This is a genomic window from Pantoea sp. SO10, from assembly GCF_005281435.1.
In the GTDB taxonomy this organism is placed as follows: domain Bacteria; phylum Pseudomonadota; class Gammaproteobacteria; order Enterobacterales; family Enterobacteriaceae; genus Pantoea; species Pantoea leporis.
This window is the reverse complement of sequence record NZ_CP040095.1, coordinates 1,425,629-1,445,877: the sequence shown is the minus strand read 5'-3', so window position 1 is coordinate 1,445,877 and position 20,249 is coordinate 1,425,629. Positions and strand designations below refer to the sequence as shown.

At 52.2% G+C, this 20,249-nt stretch carries 21 protein-coding genes; 6 read left to right on the top strand and 15 right to left on the bottom strand.

Annotation, left to right across the window (positions count from 1 at the left end; genetic code table 11):
- On the top strand, window positions 1-669 hold the full coding sequence (gene artM, locus FCN45_RS06685; RefSeq protein WP_008102451.1) for an arginine ABC transporter permease ArtM: 669 nt from the start codon (window positions 1-3) through the stop codon (window positions 667-669).
- Window positions 670-803: 134 nt separating this feature from the next.
- Window positions 804-1,535: an arginine ABC transporter substrate-binding protein gene (artJ, locus tag FCN45_RS06680; RefSeq protein ID WP_101760980.1), complete on the top strand. Its 732-nt coding sequence runs from the start codon at window positions 804-806 to the stop codon at window positions 1,533-1,535.
- Between the two features lie 63 nt (window positions 1,536-1,598).
- Here artJ and rlmC read toward each other — a convergent pair whose 3' ends face one another.
- The 10 genes from rlmC to FCN45_RS06630 all read right to left on the bottom strand — a co-directional run bounded on the left by rlmC (window position 1,599) and on the right by FCN45_RS06630 (window position 10,341).
- On the bottom strand, window positions 1,599-2,735 hold the full coding sequence (gene rlmC / locus FCN45_RS06675; RefSeq protein ID WP_137385475.1) for a 23S rRNA (uracil(747)-C(5))-methyltransferase RlmC: 1,137 nt from the start codon (window positions 2,733-2,735) through the stop codon (window positions 1,599-1,601).
- A gap of 48 nt (window positions 2,736-2,783) precedes the next feature.
- The gene (locus FCN45_RS06670; protein WP_137385474.1) at window positions 2,784-3,251 is read right to left on the bottom strand and encodes a YbjO family protein; all 468 of its coding nucleotides are present in this window, start codon (window positions 3,249-3,251) and stop codon (window positions 2,784-2,786) included.
- Between the two features lie 74 nt (window positions 3,252-3,325).
- Window positions 3,326-4,171: a putrescine ABC transporter permease PotI gene (gene potI, locus FCN45_RS06665; protein ID WP_101760983.1), complete on the bottom strand. Its 846-nt coding sequence runs from the start codon at window positions 4,169-4,171 to the stop codon at window positions 3,326-3,328.
- The gene (gene potH / locus FCN45_RS06660) at window positions 4,168-5,124 is read right to left on the bottom strand and encodes a putrescine ABC transporter permease PotH (protein ID WP_101760984.1); all 957 of its coding nucleotides are present in this window, start codon (window positions 5,122-5,124) and stop codon (window positions 4,168-4,170) included. Before potH ends, potI begins: the two co-directional genes overlap by 4 nt.
- A 9-nt stretch (window positions 5,125-5,133) precedes the next feature.
- Complete coding sequence (potG, locus tag FCN45_RS06655; RefSeq protein ID WP_158238594.1) at window positions 5,134-6,267, bottom strand: putrescine ABC transporter ATP-binding subunit PotG; 1,134 nt, start codon at window positions 6,265-6,267, stop codon at window positions 5,134-5,136.
- A 114-nt stretch (window positions 6,268-6,381) separates the two neighbouring features.
- The gene (gene potF, locus FCN45_RS06650; protein WP_137385473.1) at window positions 6,382-7,491 is read right to left on the bottom strand and encodes a spermidine/putrescine ABC transporter substrate-binding protein PotF; all 1,110 of its coding nucleotides are present in this window, start codon (window positions 7,489-7,491) and stop codon (window positions 6,382-6,384) included.
- A gap of 372 nt (window positions 7,492-7,863) precedes the next feature.
- Window positions 7,864-8,343 (bottom strand): YbjN domain-containing protein, encoded by a 480-nt coding sequence (locus tag FCN45_RS06645; protein WP_008102469.1) that lies wholly within the window; start codon window positions 8,341-8,343, stop codon window positions 7,864-7,866.
- A gap of 87 nt (window positions 8,344-8,430) precedes the next feature.
- Window positions 8,431-9,333, bottom strand: coding sequence for a 30S ribosomal protein S6--L-glutamate ligase (rimK, locus tag FCN45_RS06640; RefSeq protein WP_137385472.1), 903 nt, complete (start codon window positions 9,331-9,333; stop codon window positions 8,431-8,433).
- Between the two features lie 17 nt (window positions 9,334-9,350).
- On the bottom strand, window positions 9,351-10,073 hold the full coding sequence (gene nfsA / locus FCN45_RS06635; protein ID WP_101760988.1) for an oxygen-insensitive NADPH nitroreductase: 723 nt from the start codon (window positions 10,071-10,073) through the stop codon (window positions 9,351-9,353).
- Window positions 10,074-10,089: 16 nt separating this feature from the next.
- Window positions 10,090-10,341 carry a DUF1418 family protein gene (locus FCN45_RS06630; RefSeq protein ID WP_137385471.1) on the bottom strand — a complete coding sequence of 84 codons (252 nt, stop codon included), beginning with the start codon at window positions 10,339-10,341 and terminating at the stop codon, window positions 10,090-10,092.
- 181 nt (window positions 10,342-10,522) lie between these two features.
- On the opposite strand from FCN45_RS06630, the gene FCN45_RS06625 reads away from it, so the two are divergent.
- Window positions 10,523-10,786 carry a GrxA family glutaredoxin gene (locus tag FCN45_RS06625; protein ID WP_007887673.1) on the top strand — a complete coding sequence of 88 codons (264 nt, stop codon included), beginning with the start codon at window positions 10,523-10,525 and terminating at the stop codon, window positions 10,784-10,786.
- A 33-nt stretch (window positions 10,787-10,819) separates the two neighbouring features.
- Here FCN45_RS06625 and ybjM read toward each other — a convergent pair whose 3' ends face one another.
- Entirely contained in the window at window positions 10,820-11,191 is a 372-nt protein-coding gene (ybjM, locus tag FCN45_RS06620) for an inner membrane protein YbjM (protein ID WP_137385470.1), read from the bottom strand.
- 254 nt (window positions 11,192-11,445) lie between these two features.
- Between ybjM and FCN45_RS06615 the strand changes: the two genes are divergently transcribed.
- On the top strand, window positions 11,446-13,134 hold the full coding sequence (locus FCN45_RS06615) for an aspartate:alanine antiporter (RefSeq protein WP_101760991.1): 1,689 nt from the start codon (window positions 11,446-11,448) through the stop codon (window positions 13,132-13,134).
- A gap of 146 nt (window positions 13,135-13,280) precedes the next feature.
- Here the strand turns inward: FCN45_RS06615 and FCN45_RS06610 are convergent, their stop codons facing one another.
- Genes FCN45_RS06610 through FCN45_RS06595 form a run of 4 tightly spaced genes read right to left on the bottom strand, consistent with a single transcriptional unit; the run spans window position 13,281 to window position 17,771 of the window.
- Entirely contained in the window at window positions 13,281-13,985 is a 705-nt protein-coding gene (locus FCN45_RS06610; RefSeq protein ID WP_168197450.1) for a response regulator transcription factor, read from the bottom strand.
- Between the two features lie 13 nt (window positions 13,986-13,998).
- Complete coding sequence (locus FCN45_RS06605) at window positions 13,999-16,464, bottom strand: CS1-pili formation C-terminal domain-containing protein (RefSeq protein WP_137385468.1); 2,466 nt, start codon at window positions 16,462-16,464, stop codon at window positions 13,999-14,001.
- A gap of 54 nt (window positions 16,465-16,518) precedes the next feature.
- Entirely contained in the window at window positions 16,519-17,013 is a 495-nt protein-coding gene (locus tag FCN45_RS06600; RefSeq protein ID WP_137385467.1) for a CS1 type fimbrial major subunit, read from the bottom strand.
- Window positions 17,014-17,039: 26 nt separating this feature from the next.
- Complete coding sequence (locus tag FCN45_RS06595) at window positions 17,040-17,771, bottom strand: hypothetical protein (RefSeq protein ID WP_137385466.1); 732 nt, start codon at window positions 17,769-17,771, stop codon at window positions 17,040-17,042.
- Between the two features lie 341 nt (window positions 17,772-18,112).
- On the opposite strand from FCN45_RS06595, the gene FCN45_RS06590 reads away from it, so the two are divergent.
- Both FCN45_RS06590 and ybjG read left to right on the top strand, forming a co-directional pair.
- On the top strand, window positions 18,113-19,366 hold the full coding sequence (locus FCN45_RS06590; RefSeq protein ID WP_137385465.1) for a hypothetical protein: 1,254 nt from the start codon (window positions 18,113-18,115) through the stop codon (window positions 19,364-19,366).
- Between the two features lie 227 nt (window positions 19,367-19,593).
- A complete protein-coding gene (gene ybjG, locus FCN45_RS06585; RefSeq protein ID WP_137385464.1) occupies window positions 19,594-20,199 on the top strand; it encodes an undecaprenyl-diphosphate phosphatase in 606 nt (201 codons plus the stop codon).
- Window positions 20,200-20,249: the final 50 nt, after the last annotated feature.

The following is a 20,249-nucleotide window of genomic DNA, read 5'->3' as shown; positions in this document are numbered from 1 at the left end:
ATGCTGGATTACTTACCCGAGCTGCTGAAAGGGCTACACACCAGCCTGACGCTGACCGTGGCATCGCTGATTGCGGCATTGGTGCTCTCTGTACTTTGCACCATCGTGCTGGCGCTCAAAGTGCCGGTGCTCAATTGGCTAGTGAAAGGCTATATCACGCTGTTCACCGGCACGCCGCTGCTGGTGCAGATCTTCCTGATCTATTACGGTCCCGGCCAGTTCCCCAGCATCCAGAACATTCCCTGGTTGTGGCATCTGTTATCGCAGCCGTGGCTGTGTGCGCTGCTGGCGCTGTCGCTCAACAGTGCGGCTTATACCACGCAGCTGTTTTACGGTGCGGTGCGCGCCATTCCGTCCGGTCAATGGCAATCCTGCGCGGCGCTCGGCATGAACCGCAAAGATACGCTGCGCATTCTGCTGCCGTACGCCTTCAAGCGCGCCTTGTCGTCCTACTCCAACGAAGTGGTGCTGGTATTCAAAAGTACCTCGCTGGCCTACACCATTACGTTGATGGAAGTAATGGGCCACGGACAACTGCTGTATGGCCGCACTTACGATATCTCGGTATACGCTGCCGCTGGCCTGATCTATCTGGTGGTTAACGGCTTGCTGACGCTGATGATGCGTCTGGTCGAAAAGCGTGCGCTGGCATTTGAGCGCCGTAACTGATTTATTCCCTGCGGGCGCACTAAAAAAGCGCCCGCTGTTCGTTTAAATTAATAAGCAAAAATATTGCATATAAATTCATTAACTGGCATCGTGTAACCCGTTCCGTCTCTGGCATGGTTTACAGGAGTTACATAATGAAAAAATGGATCGTTGCTGCTGCGCTGGCAACTCTGGCAATGAATGCTTATGCGGCGGAAAAAATCCGCTTCGCCTCTTCCGCCACTTATCCCCCGTTCGAATCCCTTGATCACGACAACCAAATCGTGGGCTTCGATATCGATCTGGCAAAAGCACTGTGTCAGCAGATGAAAGCGGATTGCACCTTCACCAACAACGCCTTCGATAGCCTGATTCCGTCGCTGAAATTCCGTCGCTATGACGCAGTGATTTCCGGCATGGATATCACCGCCGATCGCAGCAAGCAGGTCGATTTCACCCAACCTTACTACGCTAACTCGGCGATTGTGATTGCGCATAAAGGCCAGTTCACCGACTTCAGCCAGCTGAAAGGCAAACGTGTTGGCGTTGAGAACGGCACCACACATCAGAAATACCTGCTGGAGAAACATCCGGAGGTGATTGCGGTGGCGTATGACAGCTATCAGAACGCGATTCTCGACCTGAAAAACGGTCGCCTGAACGGCGTGTTTGGTGATACGGCGGTGGTGAATCAGTGGCTCAAGGCCAATGACGATCTTAGCGCGGTAGGCGAGCACATCACCGATACCGACTTCTTCGGCACCGGTTTAGGTATCGCGGTACGCAAAGGCAATGCGCCGCTGCTGAACGAGCTGAACAGCGCGTTAGTGGCATTGAAAGCCAACGGCACATGGCAGCAAATCAACCAGAAGTGGTTCCCGGAATAAGCATTATGGGATGGCGGAGCGTGCTGCCTGCCAGGTTCTGCACGTCCTCCGTGCAGGTGAACGTTACGCCGTCCCACCCTTCTTGCTCAGCAAGCACAGCACTTCAAAATGCGCGGTATGCGGGAACATGTCGAACAGCTGTACGCGGCTCACGTCATAATTGCCCAGACGCGCGATATCCTGCGCCATGCTGCTGGGATTGCAGCTGGAATAGAGAAGGTAATCCGGCGCCATCTCACTGAGATAAGCACACAACTCTGCGCCAATACCACGACGTGGCGGATTCACCAACACCAGCTGCGGCACCGCTTCCCGTGAAGTGGCGAACTGCGTGGAATCCAGCGCGGCAAAACTCACTTTTTCTAATCCCAGCTGCTGCGCCGACTGCTGCGCACAGGTGATGGCTTCAGCATTGATTTCGATGCCGGTCAGCTGCATTTCGGGCGTTGCGCAGTGCAGGCCAAATCCCCCAACGCCACAAAACAGATCCCACATGCTGCTCACCGGCAACTGCGCGACCCAATCGCGCGCGGTGGCATAGAGATCGGCTGCAACCTGTGGGTTGGTCTGGAAGAAGCTTTGCGGGCGAATATAGAGCGGCACCTGATTAAAGCGCTCCGCCAGCGCCTGATCCGGCGTCAGCGCAATCTCTTCGTCGCCTTCAAGAATCGCCATATGCACCGGCTGAATATTAGCGGAAATCACCTTCAGCTGCGGCAGTTGCTGTTGCAGCCACGGCAAGGCGTCGCGCAGCTGCTGCAGCTTGCTGGTGGAACGCAGCACAAAACGCAGCATCATGCCGCCCTGCGTACTCTCCGTCAGCAGCAGAAATTTCAGCTCACCGCGTTTACGCGCCACGTTGTAGGGCGTTAAACCGGCGCGGGCGATAAAGGGTTTGAGCTGCGCGAACACCGCACTGAAGCTGTCAGGATAGAGCGGACAAGCGCAGAGATCGACCGGTTCACCGTCGCGCGCCACCATGCCCAAAATCGGCCGCTCCACGCTCCCACTGACTACCATTTTGGCCTTATTGCGAAACCCTTGCTGCGCGGATTGCACCGGCGGCAGCCATTCGCCCACCGACTTCTCGGCCAGCAGTTGTTCAAGCAGCGACTGCTTATCGTTGAGCTGTTGCGGATAGGGTTTTTCCAGCCACTGACACGAACGACAGCGACCGGCATCATAAAGCGCGCAATGCATGCAAATGCCTGTAGTCAGAATCGGGAGAAAAAATGGGGGGCGATTGTATCACCGGCGCCGGAAAAAAGCGCGACTGCTGGCGGGCACATACAGCAGCCCTAATACCAACACATCCGGGAGCTTTTGCAGCAGCGTGTGATGAATGATTTGCGCATTACTCTCACCGGGAATGCTAAAAATCTCCGGGTAGATCCAGCCCACCGATGCCATCAACATGTAGATCAGCACAATGATTTGCGTCGCGACATAGCCCCAGCGCCCACGATTGTTGCCGCGCATCAGAATAAAGGCGCAGCGCAGTTCAAACAGGAAAATCAGCTGGCTGGCGATAAAGATCAGGGTGGAATCCCAGGCTTGCGCGCTGCGATGCACGAAGTTGGCGAGTTCGTCGTAACCCAGTTCGTTGGCCAGCATCAACACGCTGAGGCAACGCGTAATGATGATAGCGCTGCCCGCCACCATCACGGGCACCGGTGTAGCGTTAATGATTGAACCGTGTTTCAGGGTTTCCGACATGGTGTCGCTCCGTAACCATAATAAAACGGGCCGATAAAATCAGCCCGTTCTTATAGTGACAAATGTTACGGCTTTCAGCCACGTTTTGCTTTCTGAATATCGCGTAAACGCTGCTTTTCTTCGTGCGCCATAAAGCGCCAGGCGATAAAACCAACTAAACCGACGACAAACAGAATCAGCGAGGCTAAAGCGTTGATCTCTGGATTGACGCCACGACGCACGGTGGCGAAAATCGCCATCGGCAAGGTGGTCGCGCCTGGGCCGGTCACGAAGCTGGCAATCACTAAATCGTCCAGCGACAAGGTAAACGCCAGCAGCCAGCCGGTAACGATCGCGGGCGCGATCATCGGTACGGTGATCACAAAGAACACTTTCACCGGCGTTGCGCCGAGATCCATCGCCGCCTCTTCAATTGAGCGATCCAGTTCACGCAGACGCGAATTGATCACCACCGCCACGTAAGCAGTACAGAAGGTCACGTGCGCCAGCCAGATGGTCAGCATGCCGCGATCGCTCGGCCAGCCAAGAGTATTGCCCATCGCCACAAACAGCAGCAGCAAGGACAAACCGGTGATCACATCAGGCATCACCAGCGGCGCCGTCAGCATAAAGGCGAAGCCGTTGTGTCCACGGAAGCGGCCAAAGCGCACAATCACCACCGCCGCCATGGTGCCGAGCACCACCGCCATGGTGGCTGAGAGCGCGGCGATGGTCAGGCTGAGTCCTACCGCATCCAGCATCGCCTGATCCTGGAACAATACGTTGTACCAGTGGAACGAGAAGCTCTCCCATACCGTGACCAGCGGCGAACTATTGAAGGAATAAACCACCAGCAGCAGCATCGGCGCGTAGAGGAACATAAAGCACAGCAGCAGAATCACAGTGCGCCACGGAGAGCGAATAGTCGGTAACTGGCTCATTCTTTCTCTCCCACTTCACGGTTCTGATGCTTGTGGAACCAGATAATCGGCAATATCAGAATCAGCAGGATGATCACCGCCAGCGCGGACGCTACCGGCCAGTCACGGTTGTTAAAGAACTCCTGCCACAAAATACGCCCAATCATGATGCTGTCCGGACCGCCGAGCAGTTCCGGGATCACGTACTCGCCGACCGCCGGAATAAACACCAGCATTGAGCCGGCAATAATCCCGCCTTTGGTCAGCGGCACAATCACGCTGAAAAAGGTCTTCAGCGGACGTGCACCGAGATCCAGCGAGGCTTCCACCAGCGAATAATCAATACGCGTCAGCGCGGTATAAATTGGCAGCACCATAAACGGCAGATAGCAGTAAACGATCCCGATATACACCGCCGTGTTGGTGTAGAGGATCACCAGAGGATGATCGATAACGCCGAGCCACATCAGGAAGCGGTTGAGAATGCCGTTGTTGTTGAGCAGGCCCATCCACGCGTAAACGCGCACCAGGAACGAGGTCCACGATGGCAGGATCACCAGCAGCAGCAAAATAGTGCGCATTGACGGCTTGCTGTGCGCCACCGCCCACGCCAGCGGGTATCCGATCATCAGGCAGATAATGGTGGAGATGCCCGCCACTTTCAGCGACGTCAGGTACGCATCGGCATACAGCGGATCGTCGGTCAGCGTGAAGTAATTACCGAGATTGAGTACCAGATTGAGCTGACCATCGGCCCAAGTGACCAAATCGGTGTACGGCGGAATAGCGCGCGCAATATCGGCAAAGCTGATCTTCAGCACGATCAGGAACGGCAGCAGGAACAGCAGGATCAGCCACAGATATGGCATGGCAATCACCAGCTTGCGGCCGTGCTGCATCTTGATGCGCGTCGCCCAGCGCTGCAGCGGCGTGCCCACCACTTCGGGCTCGCTGCGTTGAGAAATCTGGCTCATATCGCCCCCTTAAACCGTCAGAACCACACAGCTGTCGGCGTCCCAGCAGAGACGCACTTCATCGCCCCACGTTGGCGCGCCTTTGCGGTAGCGATGGGCGTTTTGCAACTGTGCGCTGATCATCTGGCCGCTGCGCAGGCGCACGTGATAAATCGACAGGTCGCCGAGATAGGCGATATGCACCACTTCACCTACGGCAAAGTTACAGCCATCGGCAGGCACCTCTTCACACAGCATCACTTTTTCCGGACGCAGCGCCACATGGACCGGCACGTTATCGACGACAGAAACATCGGTCTGCACTTTCAGCGGATGCACCAGTCCCGGCGCATCAATGATCAGCGCGTCTTCACCGCGTTCGCGCAGCAAGCCTTCGAACACGTTCACCGAACCGATGAACTCGGCGCTGTAGCGGCTGGTGGGATGCTCGTAGATCTCTTCCGGCTCACCAATCTGCACGAATTTACCGCGGTTCATGATGGCGATGCGGCCCGCCATGGTCATCGCTTCTTCCTGATCGTGCGTCACCATCACGCAGGTGGCACCGACACGCTCGAGAATATCGACCACCTCGTGCTGCATGCGGTCACGCAGCTTTTTATCCAGTGCGCCCATCGGCTCGTCGAGCAGCAGCAGTTTTGGCCGCTTCGCCAGGCTACGCGCCAGCGCCACACGCTGACGCTGACCGCCAGAGAGCTGATGCGGCTTACGCTTCGCGAACTCCTGCATATGCACCAGCGACAGCATCTCTTCAACGCGGCTGCTGATTTCGCCTTTCGGCAGTTTGTCCTGCTTCAGGCCAAAGGCGATGTTCTGCTCCACCGTCATGTGCGGGAACAGTGCGTAGGACTGGAACATCATGTTGATCGGGCGCTGATACGGCGGAACATGGGAGAGATCCTGGCCATCCAGCACAATCTGGCCGCTGGTGGGCGGTTCGAATCCCGCCAGCATGCGCAGCAAGGTCGATTTACCACAGCCGGATGCGCCCAGCAGCGCAAAAATCTCACCTTTGTAAATGGTCAGACTGACATCATCCACGGCGTGCTGGCCGTCAAACGATTTAGTCAGGTTGCGAATTTCCAGCAGCGGCGTCATCGCCTTAGCCGTTTTATTTGGGGGGCGGGGAATCGCGTCGTTCACTAACATTTCTCCGGCGCTAAAATCGCGCGGCACAGCCAGCCGCTAAAAATGGCACAACAGAGGCCATTACTGCGCCTCTGCTGTCGTCTTCAGGCAATAATCGTTCAGAACGAATTACTTACCACTTTTTACTTTAGTCCATGCACGGGTGCGCACACGATCCAGTTTCGGATCCTGGACCTTGAGCACAAACAGTTTGGCCATGGCATCCGGCATTGGGAAAATGCCCGGATTGTTGCGCACGTCCGCATTGATCAGCGGCAGCGAGGCTTTGTTACCGTTGGCATAGTTCATGTTGTTGGAAACATCAGCGATGACTTTGGGATCCATCATGTAATTAAGGAATTGGTAGGCGCCTTCCACATTTTTCGCGTCTTTGGGAATCGCGAACATGTCAAAGAATGCCAGAGCGCCCTGCTTCGGCACGATATAGCCGACATGCACGCCATTGTTGGCTTTGTCCGCACGATCTTTCGCCTGCAGGATATCGCCCGACCAGCCAATCGCCACGCAGATGTTGCCGTTCGCCAGGTCGTTGATGTACTGCGACGAGTGGAAGTAACGGATGTTCGGACGCAGTTTCAGCAGCAAATCAGTGGCTGCGCCAGAGTAATCTTTCGCGTCAGAGCTGTTGGGATCTTTGCCAAGGTAGTTCAGCACAGTAGCGAAAATCTCTTCCGGCGCATCAAGGAAGGAAACCCCACAGCCTTTCAGTTTTTCCAGGTTTTCCGGTTTCAGCACCAGATCCCAGCTATCCAGCGGCACATCTTTGCCCAGTGCGGCTTTCACTTTATCGACGTTATAGCCGATGCCGGTGGTGCCCCACAGATAAGGAATCGCAAATTTATTACCCGGATCGTGCTGCTCCAGTTTCTTCATCAGTTCGGGATCAAGGTTTTTGTAGTTTGGCAGCTTGCTCTTATCCAGCTCCTGGAATACGCCGGATTGCAGCTGACGCGCGAGGAAGCTGGACGACGGCACCACCACGTCGTAGCCAGTACTGCCCGCCATTAATTTGCCTTCCAACACTTCGTTGGAATCAAAGACGTCATACACCACTTTATCGCCGGTCTGCTTTTCGAAGTTCGGCACGGTATCCGCCGCGATGTAATCGGACCAGTTATACACATGTACCGTACTGCCTTCGGCCTGCACACCACCGGCCGCAGCCATCAATGCACCAGCAACCACACCTGACAACCATTTTTGACGTTGGTTGAACATGTTTTACTTCCTCCTGAGCGGGTCATCACAACGCTGCATACACGGCGATCCGGACGTTGCGTTTTCTGTTAAATCACAGGCACACAATGAATCAATATTCAGCGGGAGTTTAATAGCAAAAACCTATACCTGCGCTGAGGTTGCACGTCTCAAGCAGCCCCGCAAGAATAGCCCCCCCGCACCACCTTCACCAGATCCCAGCTTAAAAAACGCCTTTTTGCGATGAGTTATGCATGTTTCTGCTATGGGGTTTGGCACTAGTGGCATTAAGCACGACTAATATCTGGCAATAAAGGGCAAAATGCAGAATAAAAAGTGGTGGGACAAAAATGAAAACTGCCGCAAAAAGCGGCAGTTAGCGAGGCGGGGAACTCAGTGCAGCATCGCGTGGCTGCTGGAGCTCGGCTGTCGCTCCTCTTCTTCTTCAACCACCAGCAGGTGGTTAGCAAAGGCTTCCATGATTACCATAGAAACGCCCTCTTCACTCTGCTTCATAAAGTGGGAGAACTGCCCGAAGGTTAATCCGGCGCTGGTACTGATCGACTGGCAGACAATCAGCTTCGGCAGATTGTCGTCCTGAATATCAACAAAGGCTTTAATCGTTAGCGAACTGGCATTGATCTGCGAGAGATCGCCCACCAGCGGAATCAGCGCCGTCGGTTTTACTTCTGCCAGCGCGGAGAAGAGGATAACGTTATCCACCAGGTCAATTTTTGCATCAAACACCCCGTCAAAATTCTGCATGTGCGGCAGGTGCAGTGCCTGACAGGCATCGCATTCGAACCAGGTGATATTTTGTTGATCCAGCCAGCGACGCAGTACGTCAATGTCCGGAACGACCAGTGAATCCATCGTAATATCCTGTGGGGTGAAGAAATAAGCGCCTTAGCTTACGGAAAAACCGATCTGGATGCCACGAAAACCGCTGAAAAGCGCCGGTTAGCCGCCGGTTTTAGGACGATAGCCGGGACAAGCGTGCTGCTCAATCCACGTGATCATCATGGTGGCGATATCTAAACCGGTAATGCCCTCAATCCCTTCCAGTCCCGGCGAGGCGTTCACTTCCATAACCAGCGGACCACGCTGGGCGCGCAGGATATCCACACCGGCCACTTCCAGCCCCAGCGTACTGGCGGCTTTCACCGCGATTTCGCGCTCCTGTTCAGTGATCTCCACCGCACGCGCTTTGCCGCCGCGATGCAGATTGGAACGAAAATCGCCCTCTTTCGCTTCGCGCTCAATCGCCGCCACCACTTCATTGCCAATCACCAGGCAGCGAATATCGCGCCCTTGCGCTTCCTTGATGAACTCCTGCACCAGAATATGAGCATTGAGGCCACGAAAGGCGTCAATCACGCTCTCCGCTGCCTGCCGCGTTTCCGCCAGCACCACACCGATGCCCTGTGTGCCCTCCACCAGTTTCACCACCAGCGGCGCACCGCCCACCATCGCGATCAAATCATCAGTATCATCCGGCGAAGAAGCAAAACCGGTGATCGGCATATCAATGCCCTCACGCGCCAGCAGCTGCAGCGAACGCAGTTTGTCGCGCGCGCGGGTAATGGCCACCGATTCATTGAGGGGGTAGCTGCCGCGCACCTCAAACTGGCGCAGCACCGCAGTGCCATAAAAAGTGGTAGCGGTGCCAATGCGCGGGATCACCGCATCAAAATGCCCCAGCGCCTCGCCGCGGTAGTGCACTGCGGGCGAATCGGAATTGATGTTCATGTAGCAGGAGAGCGGATCGATCATCTGCACTTGATGGCCACGCTCCTCCGCGGCGTCGCGCAGACGCTTACACGAATAGATCGATCCATCGCGAGTGAGAATGGCCATTTTCATTGCAGAGTTCCTTGTGCTTAGCGCGTCGCCCAGCCCTGCTGATGCAGGTAATCCAGTATGAAGGGACGCGTTTCTTTAATAATCAGACGCTGAATCAGCTGACTCCAGGTTTCGGAACGCTGGTTGCTATCACGCTGCTGATAATAGGCGGTAATTTGCTCATCGTATTGCGCCAACAGATTTTTATCGACTGCATGATAGCGGTTTTCATGTACCAGCATCGCGTGCGGCATGCGGGGTTTAACATCGGGTGTATCAGCCGGATGACCGATGCAGAAGCCGAACAGCGGCAGCACAAACTTCGGCAGTTCAAGCAGCTCGGTCACTTCAGCGATGCTGTTGCGAATCCCGCCAATAAATACGCCGCCAAGGCCCAGCGATTCCGCCGCCACCATGGCATTTTGCGCCATTAGCGCGGTATCAACGCAACCGAGCAGCAGCTGTTCAGCACGCCCCAGTTGCGCATCCGGGCAGATCTGTTGATGACGATTGAAATCCGCGCAGAACACCCAAAACTCCGCCGCTGCGCTGACCCAAGGCTGGCCGCCGGTCAGCTGGACCAGCTGCTCGCGCTTAGCGGGATCGGTGATACGAATAATTGAGGAGCACTGTAAAAAGCTGGAGGTCGAAGCCGCTTGTGCCGCTGCAATGATGGCGCTGCGTTGCGCCTCGTCAATGCCCTGTTCGGTAAAAGCGCGAATGGAACGGTGGCTGCACAGTAAATCGATAGTCGGCGTCATAAATTCTCTCCGGTGGTTACTTCTTTTTGTTGGAATGATTGAACAATTGTGGGGCCATCGCCTTCGCCGTGCGCCACATCATCATCCATGCCGCAGGCAGCATCAGCGCGATGCCAAGAAAAAACAGCAGCGTCGCCAGCGGCTTTTTGTCGATGAAATCAGGTGCGCTCACCCAATCGTTAGTAAGCAACAAGGCGCCAATGACGGCAAGCACGCCGAGCACTTCGAGTAGCAACACGGGTTTGGGTAATGTGGCGAGATTACGCATGCGATGGTTCCTTGATTGTTCTTTCAGCGTTAGCCGCATTTTACCCAATGTATAGGCGGTAAGTATTAGAGTAACAGGTATATTCTTCTTCCTTTAAGCAGGATGGGCGGGCATGATGTGACGCATTATTCACGCTGTGATGTGATTCTAGTCACAAAACAGCAGCGGAAGGAGAGAAGCAATGATTGCAGTGATTTTTGGCCGTTCTAGCTGCCCTTACTGCGTACGTGCGAAAGAGTTGGCGGCTAAGCTGACCAGCGAGCGCGACGATTTTAACTATCAGTACGTGGATATTCAGGCCACCGGCATTACTAAAGCCGATCTGGAAGCCCGTGCCGGCAAGCCGGTGACAACCGTGCCGCAGATTTTCCTCGACGATCAGCACATCGGTGGTTACACCGAATTCGCTGCCTGGACCAAAGAAAACCTGGGTATCGAAGCCTAAGAGAACGGGCCTGCGGGCCCGTTTTTGCAGGTGCTATTCGGCTCGCATCGCCAGCATAATCCGCAGCAAGCGCACCAGCAGCGCACCACAGCCCGCCCAAAACAGCGCACTCAAACTCCAGGCCACAATCAACAAGCCGCTGTGCGTCATTGGCACCGCTAGCATTAACCACATCATACCCAGCAGCGTACCGCCTAGTGCGACCCACAAGGTGCTGATAAGCGGACTATCCGGCTGCAGTAGCGCCATCAAACATCCCGGCAGTAAAAACAGCAGTAATTCTGGCTGTCCGCGAACGGCTTGTTCACTGGCGGCGGACCAGAAATGATGTGCATAAATAAACACCAGCGTATAAAGCATCACGCCCAGAATGGATGCTGGCCAGCGATTATTGCGCTGCAACATAATTATCCTCAACTTTGACGTTAACAATTATGAAACTTTTACTGCCCTGATGCGCACGACTGGAAATAAAAAGAAACAGCTGGAGGCGAAAGGAATGAAAACTGCCGATAGCTGAGGGTGTTAATTATGATTAGAATGACGCCGCTTTAGATTTCGGCTTGAACGCTTTTGTTGCAAGAACCTTAACGTTCGGCACAAGATAGCGAAAAAAGTCCCTCTCATCAACTGGTTACAGGTTAAGAAGAAGTTAAACCGTGAACATTAACGTCGCAGAATTGTTAAGCGGAAATGACGTTCTGTTATTATTTGTCGTTTTAGCCCTCGGACTCTGCTTAGGTAAATTACGCCTCGGCTCGGTCCAGCTCGGTAATTCCATTGGAGTCCTGGTTGTTTCGTTGATTTTAGGTCAACAGCATTTCGCCATTAATACTGACGCATTAAGTCTTGGCTTTATGTTGTTTATTTTTTGTGTTGGCGTGGAAGCCGGGCCTAACTTTTTCTCGATATTTTTCCGCGACGGTAAAAACTACTTCTTTCTGGCGATTGTCATGGTGGTCAGCGCGCTGTTAATCGCCCTGACGCTCGGCAAAGTATTCGGCTGGGATATTGGTTTAACCGCGGGCATGTTGGCCGGTTCAATGACCTCAACGCCGGTGCTTGTAGGTGCTGGCGATACGTTGCGGCAAAGTATCAGCGACAGCCATCAGCTCACTTTGATGCAGGATAACCTCAGCCTCGGTTATGCCCTCACTTATCTGGTGGGTTTAGTCAGCCTGATTTTTGGCGCCCGCTATCTGCCGCGCCTGCAGCACCAGGATCTGCCGACTTGCGCGCAGCAAATCGCGCGCGAGCGCGGCCTCGACGCCGATAGCCAGCGCAAAGTGTTTCTGCCGGTGATCCGCGCGTATCGGGTGGGTCCGGAACTGGTGGAGTGGAGCGGCGGTAAAAACCTGCGCGAGCTGGGCATTCATCGCCAGACCGGCTGCTACATCGAGCGTTTGCGCCGCAACGGTATTCTCGCCAGCCCGGACGGTGACGCGATGCTGCAGCTGGGCGACGATATCTCGCTGGTGGGCTATCCCGATGCGCACGCGCGTCTTGATCCCAGCTTCCGTAACGGCAAAGAGGTGTTCGACCGTGATTTGCTGGATATGCGCATCGTCACCGAAGAGATCGTGGTGAAAAATCACAATGCGGTGAACAAGCGCCTGAGTCATCTCAAACTGACCGATCACGGCTGCTTCCTCAACCGGGTGATTCGCAGCCAAATCGAAATGCCGATCGATGACAGCATTATGCTAAACAAAGGCGATGTGCTGCAGGTAAGCGGCGAAGCGCGTCGCGTGAAAAGCCTGGCCGATCGCATTGGCTTTATCGCCATCCACAGCCAAATCACCGATCTGCTGGCCTTCTGCGCCTTCTTTATCGTCGGCTTGATGGTCGGGATGATCACCTTCCAGTTCAGCAATTTCAGCTTCGGCATCGGTAACGCCGCTGGATTGTTGTTCGCAGGCATCATGCTGGGCTTTATGCGCGCTAACCATCCTACATTTGGCTACATCCCGCAGGGTGCGCTGACGATGGTGAAAGAGTTTGGCCTGATGGTGTTTATGGCGGGCGTAGGTCTGAGCGCGGGCAGCGGCTTGCAGCACGGTTTCGGCAGCGCCGGCGCGTTGATGCTGCTGAGTGGCTTGCTGGTGAGTTTGCTGCCGGTGGTGATTTGCTATCTGTTCGGCGCTTACGTGCTGCGTATGAACCGCGCGCTGCTGTTTGGTGCCATCATGGGCGCGCGTACCTGTGCGCCAGCGATGGAGATCATCAGCGATACCGCGCGCAGCAGCATCCCAGCCTTGGGCTATGCAGGAACATATGCGATCGCGAATGTTTTGCTGACGCTGGCCGGTACCCTGATCGTGATAATCTGGCCGCTTTTGCCTTTATAAAAATATTTTTGCGCTGTCCAGAACTTTCTTCTGGGGTCGCAGTCTGAATAAGTGCCACTGCTTTTCTTTGAAATCCCCAAATTGTGGAGCCCGCCGGTCACTGACTTGCGGGTTTTTTTATGGCTGCGATTTGTCGGGTTAATTACTTATCGGCGCTGTCGCTGCAACGAATCTCTTAGGTGCGAGAGTTCATTATCTGTTTTCAGACCCAGCTTGCGCATCCCCGCTTGTTTCTGACCGCTGATGGTCTTAATGCTGCGGGAAAATTTCTCCGCGATTTCTGTCACAGTCATTCCTTCCAGCAAGCAGTACATCACGTCCTGTACTTTTGGTGACAAAACTGAAAGCTGAGACGATAAAGGCAACGATTGTAATTTTTGGCCTGGTGCCCTATCCGCCTTCACTACGCGTTCATGAATTTGTGCCAGCTGCATTGCCATAAGCGGCTCAAGATAGATGTTACCGCTGCCGGCAACCTGCACCGCATTCAGCAACTCACCCTCTGAAGCCGTTTTACTGATAAATCCACTGGCACCGTAACGCAAAGCCTGCGCCACCGTCGCACTGTTGTAAAAGTTTGACGCCACCAGTATGCGCATACCTGGATTACGCAGATGCACTTCTCTGATGAGGTTTAGGCCGTTAGTATCTTGTGGCGCAAGAGCATGGTCCATAATCAACATATCTGCTTCTGTCGTGGCAAACGACGCCCACAAATCCCGACTGTGACTAAAAATGCCCATTACTTTTAGTGTGGGTTCTTGCGTTAACACCGCATTAAGTCCACGCAAAAAAATGGCATGATCGTCCAGCAGATAAATACGCAGTGGTTGTGTGCGGCTGAAAGTCATTTCTCTTTTCCTGTTAACTCTGGTCATTTGGGCGGCAAGCAAGATCGCCCACCATTAACGTGCTGTTTTCACGTTTCGCGTTCGCCGTATCCAGCATGACTTTGCATTGCTTGCCTTCACGCGAATGAATCGTCAATTCAGGCGTATGTTCATGCATATCGGTGACGAAGAATCCGTCACTCTCCGCAATGCCATGTCCCGCATGATTGACCAGTTTTGCGCCAGACATCGGCTCGCCTTTGTGGTCGATAACACGCCCAATCACCGTAACGGTTTTCATCACGCGTACTTTGCCAGACGCCACGCCGCCTTTATTTAAGTGATAAGGCAGCTCTGCAGGCCAGATTTTCAGCGCCGGACCATCATTACCGACAAAATCAATTTGCAGTTGCCCAGACTTCCACGCATTCACCGGCACAAAATTGCGTCCCGCGCCTAGCGTGCTGCTGGTGCCATTGCTATCCCAGGCTTTTAATCTGACGTTAGGATCGTCACTTTCGACATCAATAATCATGCCGGTGTGACTTGCCCAGCTCTCTGGGCTGTGGCTGGCCGACACTTTTCCACCGCCAATCGCCAGCGTGTTGTTCATATTGATGCCGCCACTCAACGATTGTGATGCGCTGGATTGCTGGGCATACACCGAACCGCTGGCATAACGGTGCTTGAAGTCGCTATAAAGATTGCCACCGAGACCATATTGATCGCCGGTTACCCCAGCGGAAAGGCGCTCGATTGGGCCATTTTCGAAAGATTGCACCACGCCTGCTGAAGCAAACATTTCACGTCCGCCGCGATTGTCATTACGGCTGCCTAAGGAAGCCGTCACGTTGCGTTTATTCTCGCCGAGTGAGAACGACAGATTGAGATGGGCTCCGCGGTTGCGTGATGCGCCATTCTGGTTATAAGGACGATCAAATACGTTCAACGTGAGCGAGACCGGCGTATCTTTCACGGAAAGACGCGTGCGCCAGTTGGCATCAACGCCCACGCCATTCTCACGGCTGTTGTGTGTTCCACGCAGTGACAGTGAATCACCGTTCCCCAGACGATGATTAACCGTCGCTCCGCTGTTGTGCTGTTTATTGGTCTTACACGTACTCACCGAGCAGCGACTGCTCTCATCCTGATACCAGCTCTGACTGTGGTTCAGCAGCAAACTGGTCTGCGGTTGCACCTGCCAGCTGAACTGGCTATCAAAACGTGAACCCCATTGGTCACTGACACCCGCGCTACCGTACAAACGCGTGCTCTGGCTGGATTGGATATCAGTTGAAACACCCAACTGATTGCTGCCCGCATTACGTTGCGCTGCGCCGCCCACAATCACCTGTGGATGCAACAGATAATTGGTGCTGATACCGAAGGCCGCATCGCCATCCGCCTGGTTATAGCGGTTATTACCGAGTTGCTTCTCTACACCGCCATAAAGATTGTACTGCCAGCGACGATCGGGATTGCGCCAGCTGGTGGGTTTATAGATGGTCTCTTCCGTACGGCTGATTTCACGGCCATCTTCGACCAGCCGCACTTCAACGCCGTAAATGCCGCCGGGCAAAACAGTGGTATCCAGTTGCTGCATCCCCGTCTGCACGGGTTGGCTGTTAATCAGCACACCATCACGATAAATTTCGGCAATCGAATCGCGGTTAGCGGTGACATAAACGGGATAAAGACTGGCCTGCGCCTGGCTTTCCAATAAGGTGTCGGAACTCCCTACCATCATACCTGCGACGGTATTCACACTGCTGCGGCCAGGCATCACCGGTTGTCGCAGGATCCCTTGAGAATCCGGCATAAATAACCCAGCACGTACCGCTGTGCCGGGCAGTTCACGCTGTAAAAAGAGTGAACTTACACGTGCATCGGTGTTACTGTTTTCAATGTCACTGCGACTGAGCTGGCTGCTGGCTTGCGCGGTCCATTTGCCAATGCTGCCTTCCAACTGCAACCCTTGATACCCCGACCAAGGCTGCTGTTCACCGCCAATCAGGTTAAGTTGGTTGCGTAATATCAATCCACTGCTGCCTTGTTCAGGCAAGGCAATATGCTTCACTTTCCCTTTTTCCTCTTTTGCTGCTGAGGAGCTGATATATAACGTGGTATTGGCCAAGCTGTAATGCAGGCTAATTAACCCTTCTGCACACTCTTGTTCACATTTACCGAGAGGAAATGCATTTTTAAATATATTACTCCAGCGACTACGTGCGGCAGCGGGTAATTTACTTTCAGAAAATTCGGTGAATTTTACTAACTGAACGGTTTTGGCACGAGATAATAAAATCATGGCGTCACCTAGATATTCACCATCCAGCTCGACTTTCGTCAACAGCGGTGCATCAAAGAAGTGTGCACTGAAATCTTCCGGCAGATTATCTGCCTGAGTTACCAGATCTTCCATGGGCACCGCAGATACCGTCAGTGGCAGCATAAATAGCGCCACGGCGATAGCCAGAGTTTTTTTATTAAGTAACAACATGAGTTTATCCGCTAAAAAAAGGACGCAGAATGCGTCCTTTATATCAGAATGCAATTAAGGAATTTCGTGATCGAATACCATGGTAACTTCGCCAGTGTAGCTGCCGCCCTCATAAGTTGGAGTGCCAGTAGGACTCACCACTAATGGCAATGTTTTTTCATCAGCAGCATTGGCTGCTGTAAGTATATCGGCAGCATTCGCAGGCCCAACACCAAGATCCGTAGAACCAACCCGGATAGTTAATGGAATATTATTCGCTGGAGTATCTTCATGATCTAATACTGCAGCGTTCAAAAGGTGTGCGCTAATTTTCCCTTCTGTATTGCGCGCCTGTAGAGTAGTTGAGACATTATTCAGAATATTAGCATTTTCATCCCAAACCATTTCCTGCCTGGTTGAACCGAAACCAGGATCAGAAAATTTAACGTATGAACGTTCTAATGGGATAGTGGCTTCTAATTCAAAATTTAGCTGTTGTTGCTTGTCTGCCACAGCCAGTGAACTTACAGCGACCAGACTAGCTATTAAAGATTTATAAAAAAGTTTCATGGTGTTAACTCACTTAAAAGAGGATATTATCCGAATTTCTTCGGTGTTTTTTTACTACCTTCCAGCAAAGTAAATTGCCAGTTTTTTTGACTTTCTTGCTTCAAATTATGTTGCTTACCTGGCATGAGAATAACTGACGATGCATCGCCACATTTTATCCCCTGACACAATTTGATGCCTTCAAGTTTGATACTGCTGTTACCTTTATTGGTGATAATGATTTTATTATCACGCTGCGCGATATCGGTATCAAATACGACATTTTCAGGTCGTACTATCACCATTGCACCGTAACCGGTTAATATGCTTACGCCTGCATTGAGTGATTTCTTATATTCTTCATACTGTTTTTTTGACTGACCGAACTCATATTGGTCCTTCGGCATGACAGGAATATATCGAACGCGGTAATAACGCTCTTTATCTCTTTTTCCTACAACCACTAACCTTCCAGTTTGCATGCCATTTGCCGGGATAATCATGCGGGAGGGTGTAAAGATTAATCCATCAACTTTTCCACTTGCCGCCGCTGTAGCATCGATTTTTTTCTCTGACTTTCCGCCGTTCGGCAGGTAAGTCACTTCACTCACATCAACTCGGACATAACCGGTGTCATCACCACTATTACGAATTCTTTTTAGCAATGTACTCTTATCGCTTTCAATAAAATCGTACATTGAGCCCACCGTAATTTTAGGAATAGCAGCAGCGTGCAAACTTGCTCCCGCCAGTGCTAAGGCAAGAATAACTTTAAACATAGTAACCTCATTGGAATGAGTGCCACCGGTAAACAGTTGTCCTTGTTAGGCAGCACTTATTTGATGGGGAGTAATATGCCAAAACCTTTTTAGTTCACTCTATGAGAGCACTCTCAAAGCAAGACAATAAGACAAAACCTTCTCAACCTTCAAACCATGAATGAACATCTCAAATATAATGTGCATTAAATTCTGATATATATCTTACATTTTGAGAGTGCTCTCGTTTTCCTCAAGGTCTTATTAAGATAAGATTGCCTGTAGAAAACGTCATTCATCATGATGATGGAGGTTGTTTAAACTTATCACGCCTTCATTTATCACTTACTTTGGAACTACCGGTGAAACTAAAATCCAGTAAAAACCTCCCGCACACCTTATTAAGGTCTTTTTTTTATGGGGCTATTTTGTTTTTGAGTTCATTTTTATTTTTTTCAACATCAGTTCGCGCAGAAACATTAAATGTAACTGCTGAATTTCGTCCCTCAGCAGCCAATCCTCGAGTCGATAAGTTCCATAATACCACACCCGTTGCGGGCTTTTGCCTGGATTATCAGAGGTTTTGTGGAGAGGGTGTTTTTTCAATTGCCACCAACCTGAATGTCAATAATCGTTCCCTTATCGCTGGAAGTAACAATAATAATGAACGTGTTTTTCAGAAATTAGATGCGAACTGGAAAACTATATCATTAACTGATGATGAAACTGGTCTGTCAATTACCGTCCAGTTTCGCTTAATGCTGCTCGGTCAACGCTTCTCACGCTCCGGAGGCGGTTTTGTTATTGCTGATTTTAATTCAGCTGGCGGTAACCCTCAAGGTGGGTGCGGTGGCACGATAGGAGCAGGAAGTGAAAACAGTCACTTTCGATTTGCATGGAACCATAGCTCCTTGCCTGCCTCTTGCTATAGAAACGTAGTTAATATGAATTATACAGATTTCAAGATTAGTGATATTTCTGTCGGTTATGAGATGAAAAGCAGTTCCCCGATGGATATGCCTAATGGAACATTTAAGGGATCAGTTAGTTACTCCGTAGGAAACGGACAGCAGATTGATTTAGGGGCGGGGGATTACTCCGATAATATACTGGAAATTAAAATTGAAGCTCAGATCGAACATGAGTTAAAGTTTGAAATGGTCGGTTCCGAAAAGGTGTCTATGATTCCACCTGGTGGCTGGCAGGATTGGACTTCAAGCGGCGCAACACAATTTAGGCTTGAGGGTACGGGTTCTTTTAGAACCACAGCTTCAGCGCCATTCAGCGTCTATCTCGAATGCCAGCATAAAGTGCTAAACAGTTGTGCTATGCAAAGGGAAGGTGACGATACTCTCGTGCAAGTTGATACAACAATAACAATACCCTTTGTTATTGAACGTGCTAGTGGTGGGGATATTACCAATTGGCCGATATATGTTCGTTCAATACATACTCCCGATTATGTTTTTGAACCAAGATCATACATTAACGGCTTTTTATCGACAGTAAAGTTTAGTGTCAATGAGGTCGAAAGTTTGCGCATGGGTAATTATCCCGGCAGCACTTGGCGCGGAAGCGCTACGCTGATATTTGATGCCGAAATTAACTCACCCTAGCCTTCACACTTTTTATCTTTTGAGGTGGGCGTCATTTTTTCGCCCGCTGCGCACCCGCAAATCTTCATGCAACTTTCATCAAAGTTAAACACTCCAACAACCCGCGATAAGATTAAGAGCGCGACTATGTACGCATAGGCGCGCGGCTTTTAAGCTATCACGCTTATTTTGCAGGCAATTTTGCTCTGCTGTTTTTCGGGTAAACAAGACGAGGACAAGGAATCGGGATGGAAGCATTGAACCACACGCTCTTTTTATGGATCAACGCCACAGAGTATTCACCGCAGTGGCTGATCACTCTGGCGACCTTTATCGCCAAAGATGTGATAGCCATCGTACCGCTGCTGATTGTGGCGCTGTGGCTGTGGGGACCGCGCGATCAGGTGCAGTCTCAACGCGAGCTGGTGCTAAAAACCGGCATGGCGCTGTTGTATGCGCTGAGCATTTCGTGGTGCGTCGGGCAGCTGCTGCCACATCCGCGTCCGTTCGCGATTGGTTTTGGCCATCAGTTACTGTCACACCGACCTGATGATTCCTATCCGAGCGATCATGGCACCACCATTTTCACCTTCGCGCTGGCATTTATCTTCTGGCATCGCCTTTGGTCAGGTGTGGTGTTGCTGGTGATAGGCAGCGCCATCGCTTGGTCACGCGTCTATCTTGGCGTGCACTGGCCGCTGGATATGCTGGGCGGATTCTTGGTCGGCTTGCTGGGTTGTCTGGCGTCGCACATGGCGTGGCAGCTGTATGGCGAACGCATGCTGGCGTTTACGCATCAGGTGTACCGCGCGCTGTTCGCCATGCCGATTAAGAAAGGGTGGATTCGTGAGTAAGCGATGGGGTCGCCATTAATGGCGAGCCTGTAAAAAACGGTGCGCATCAA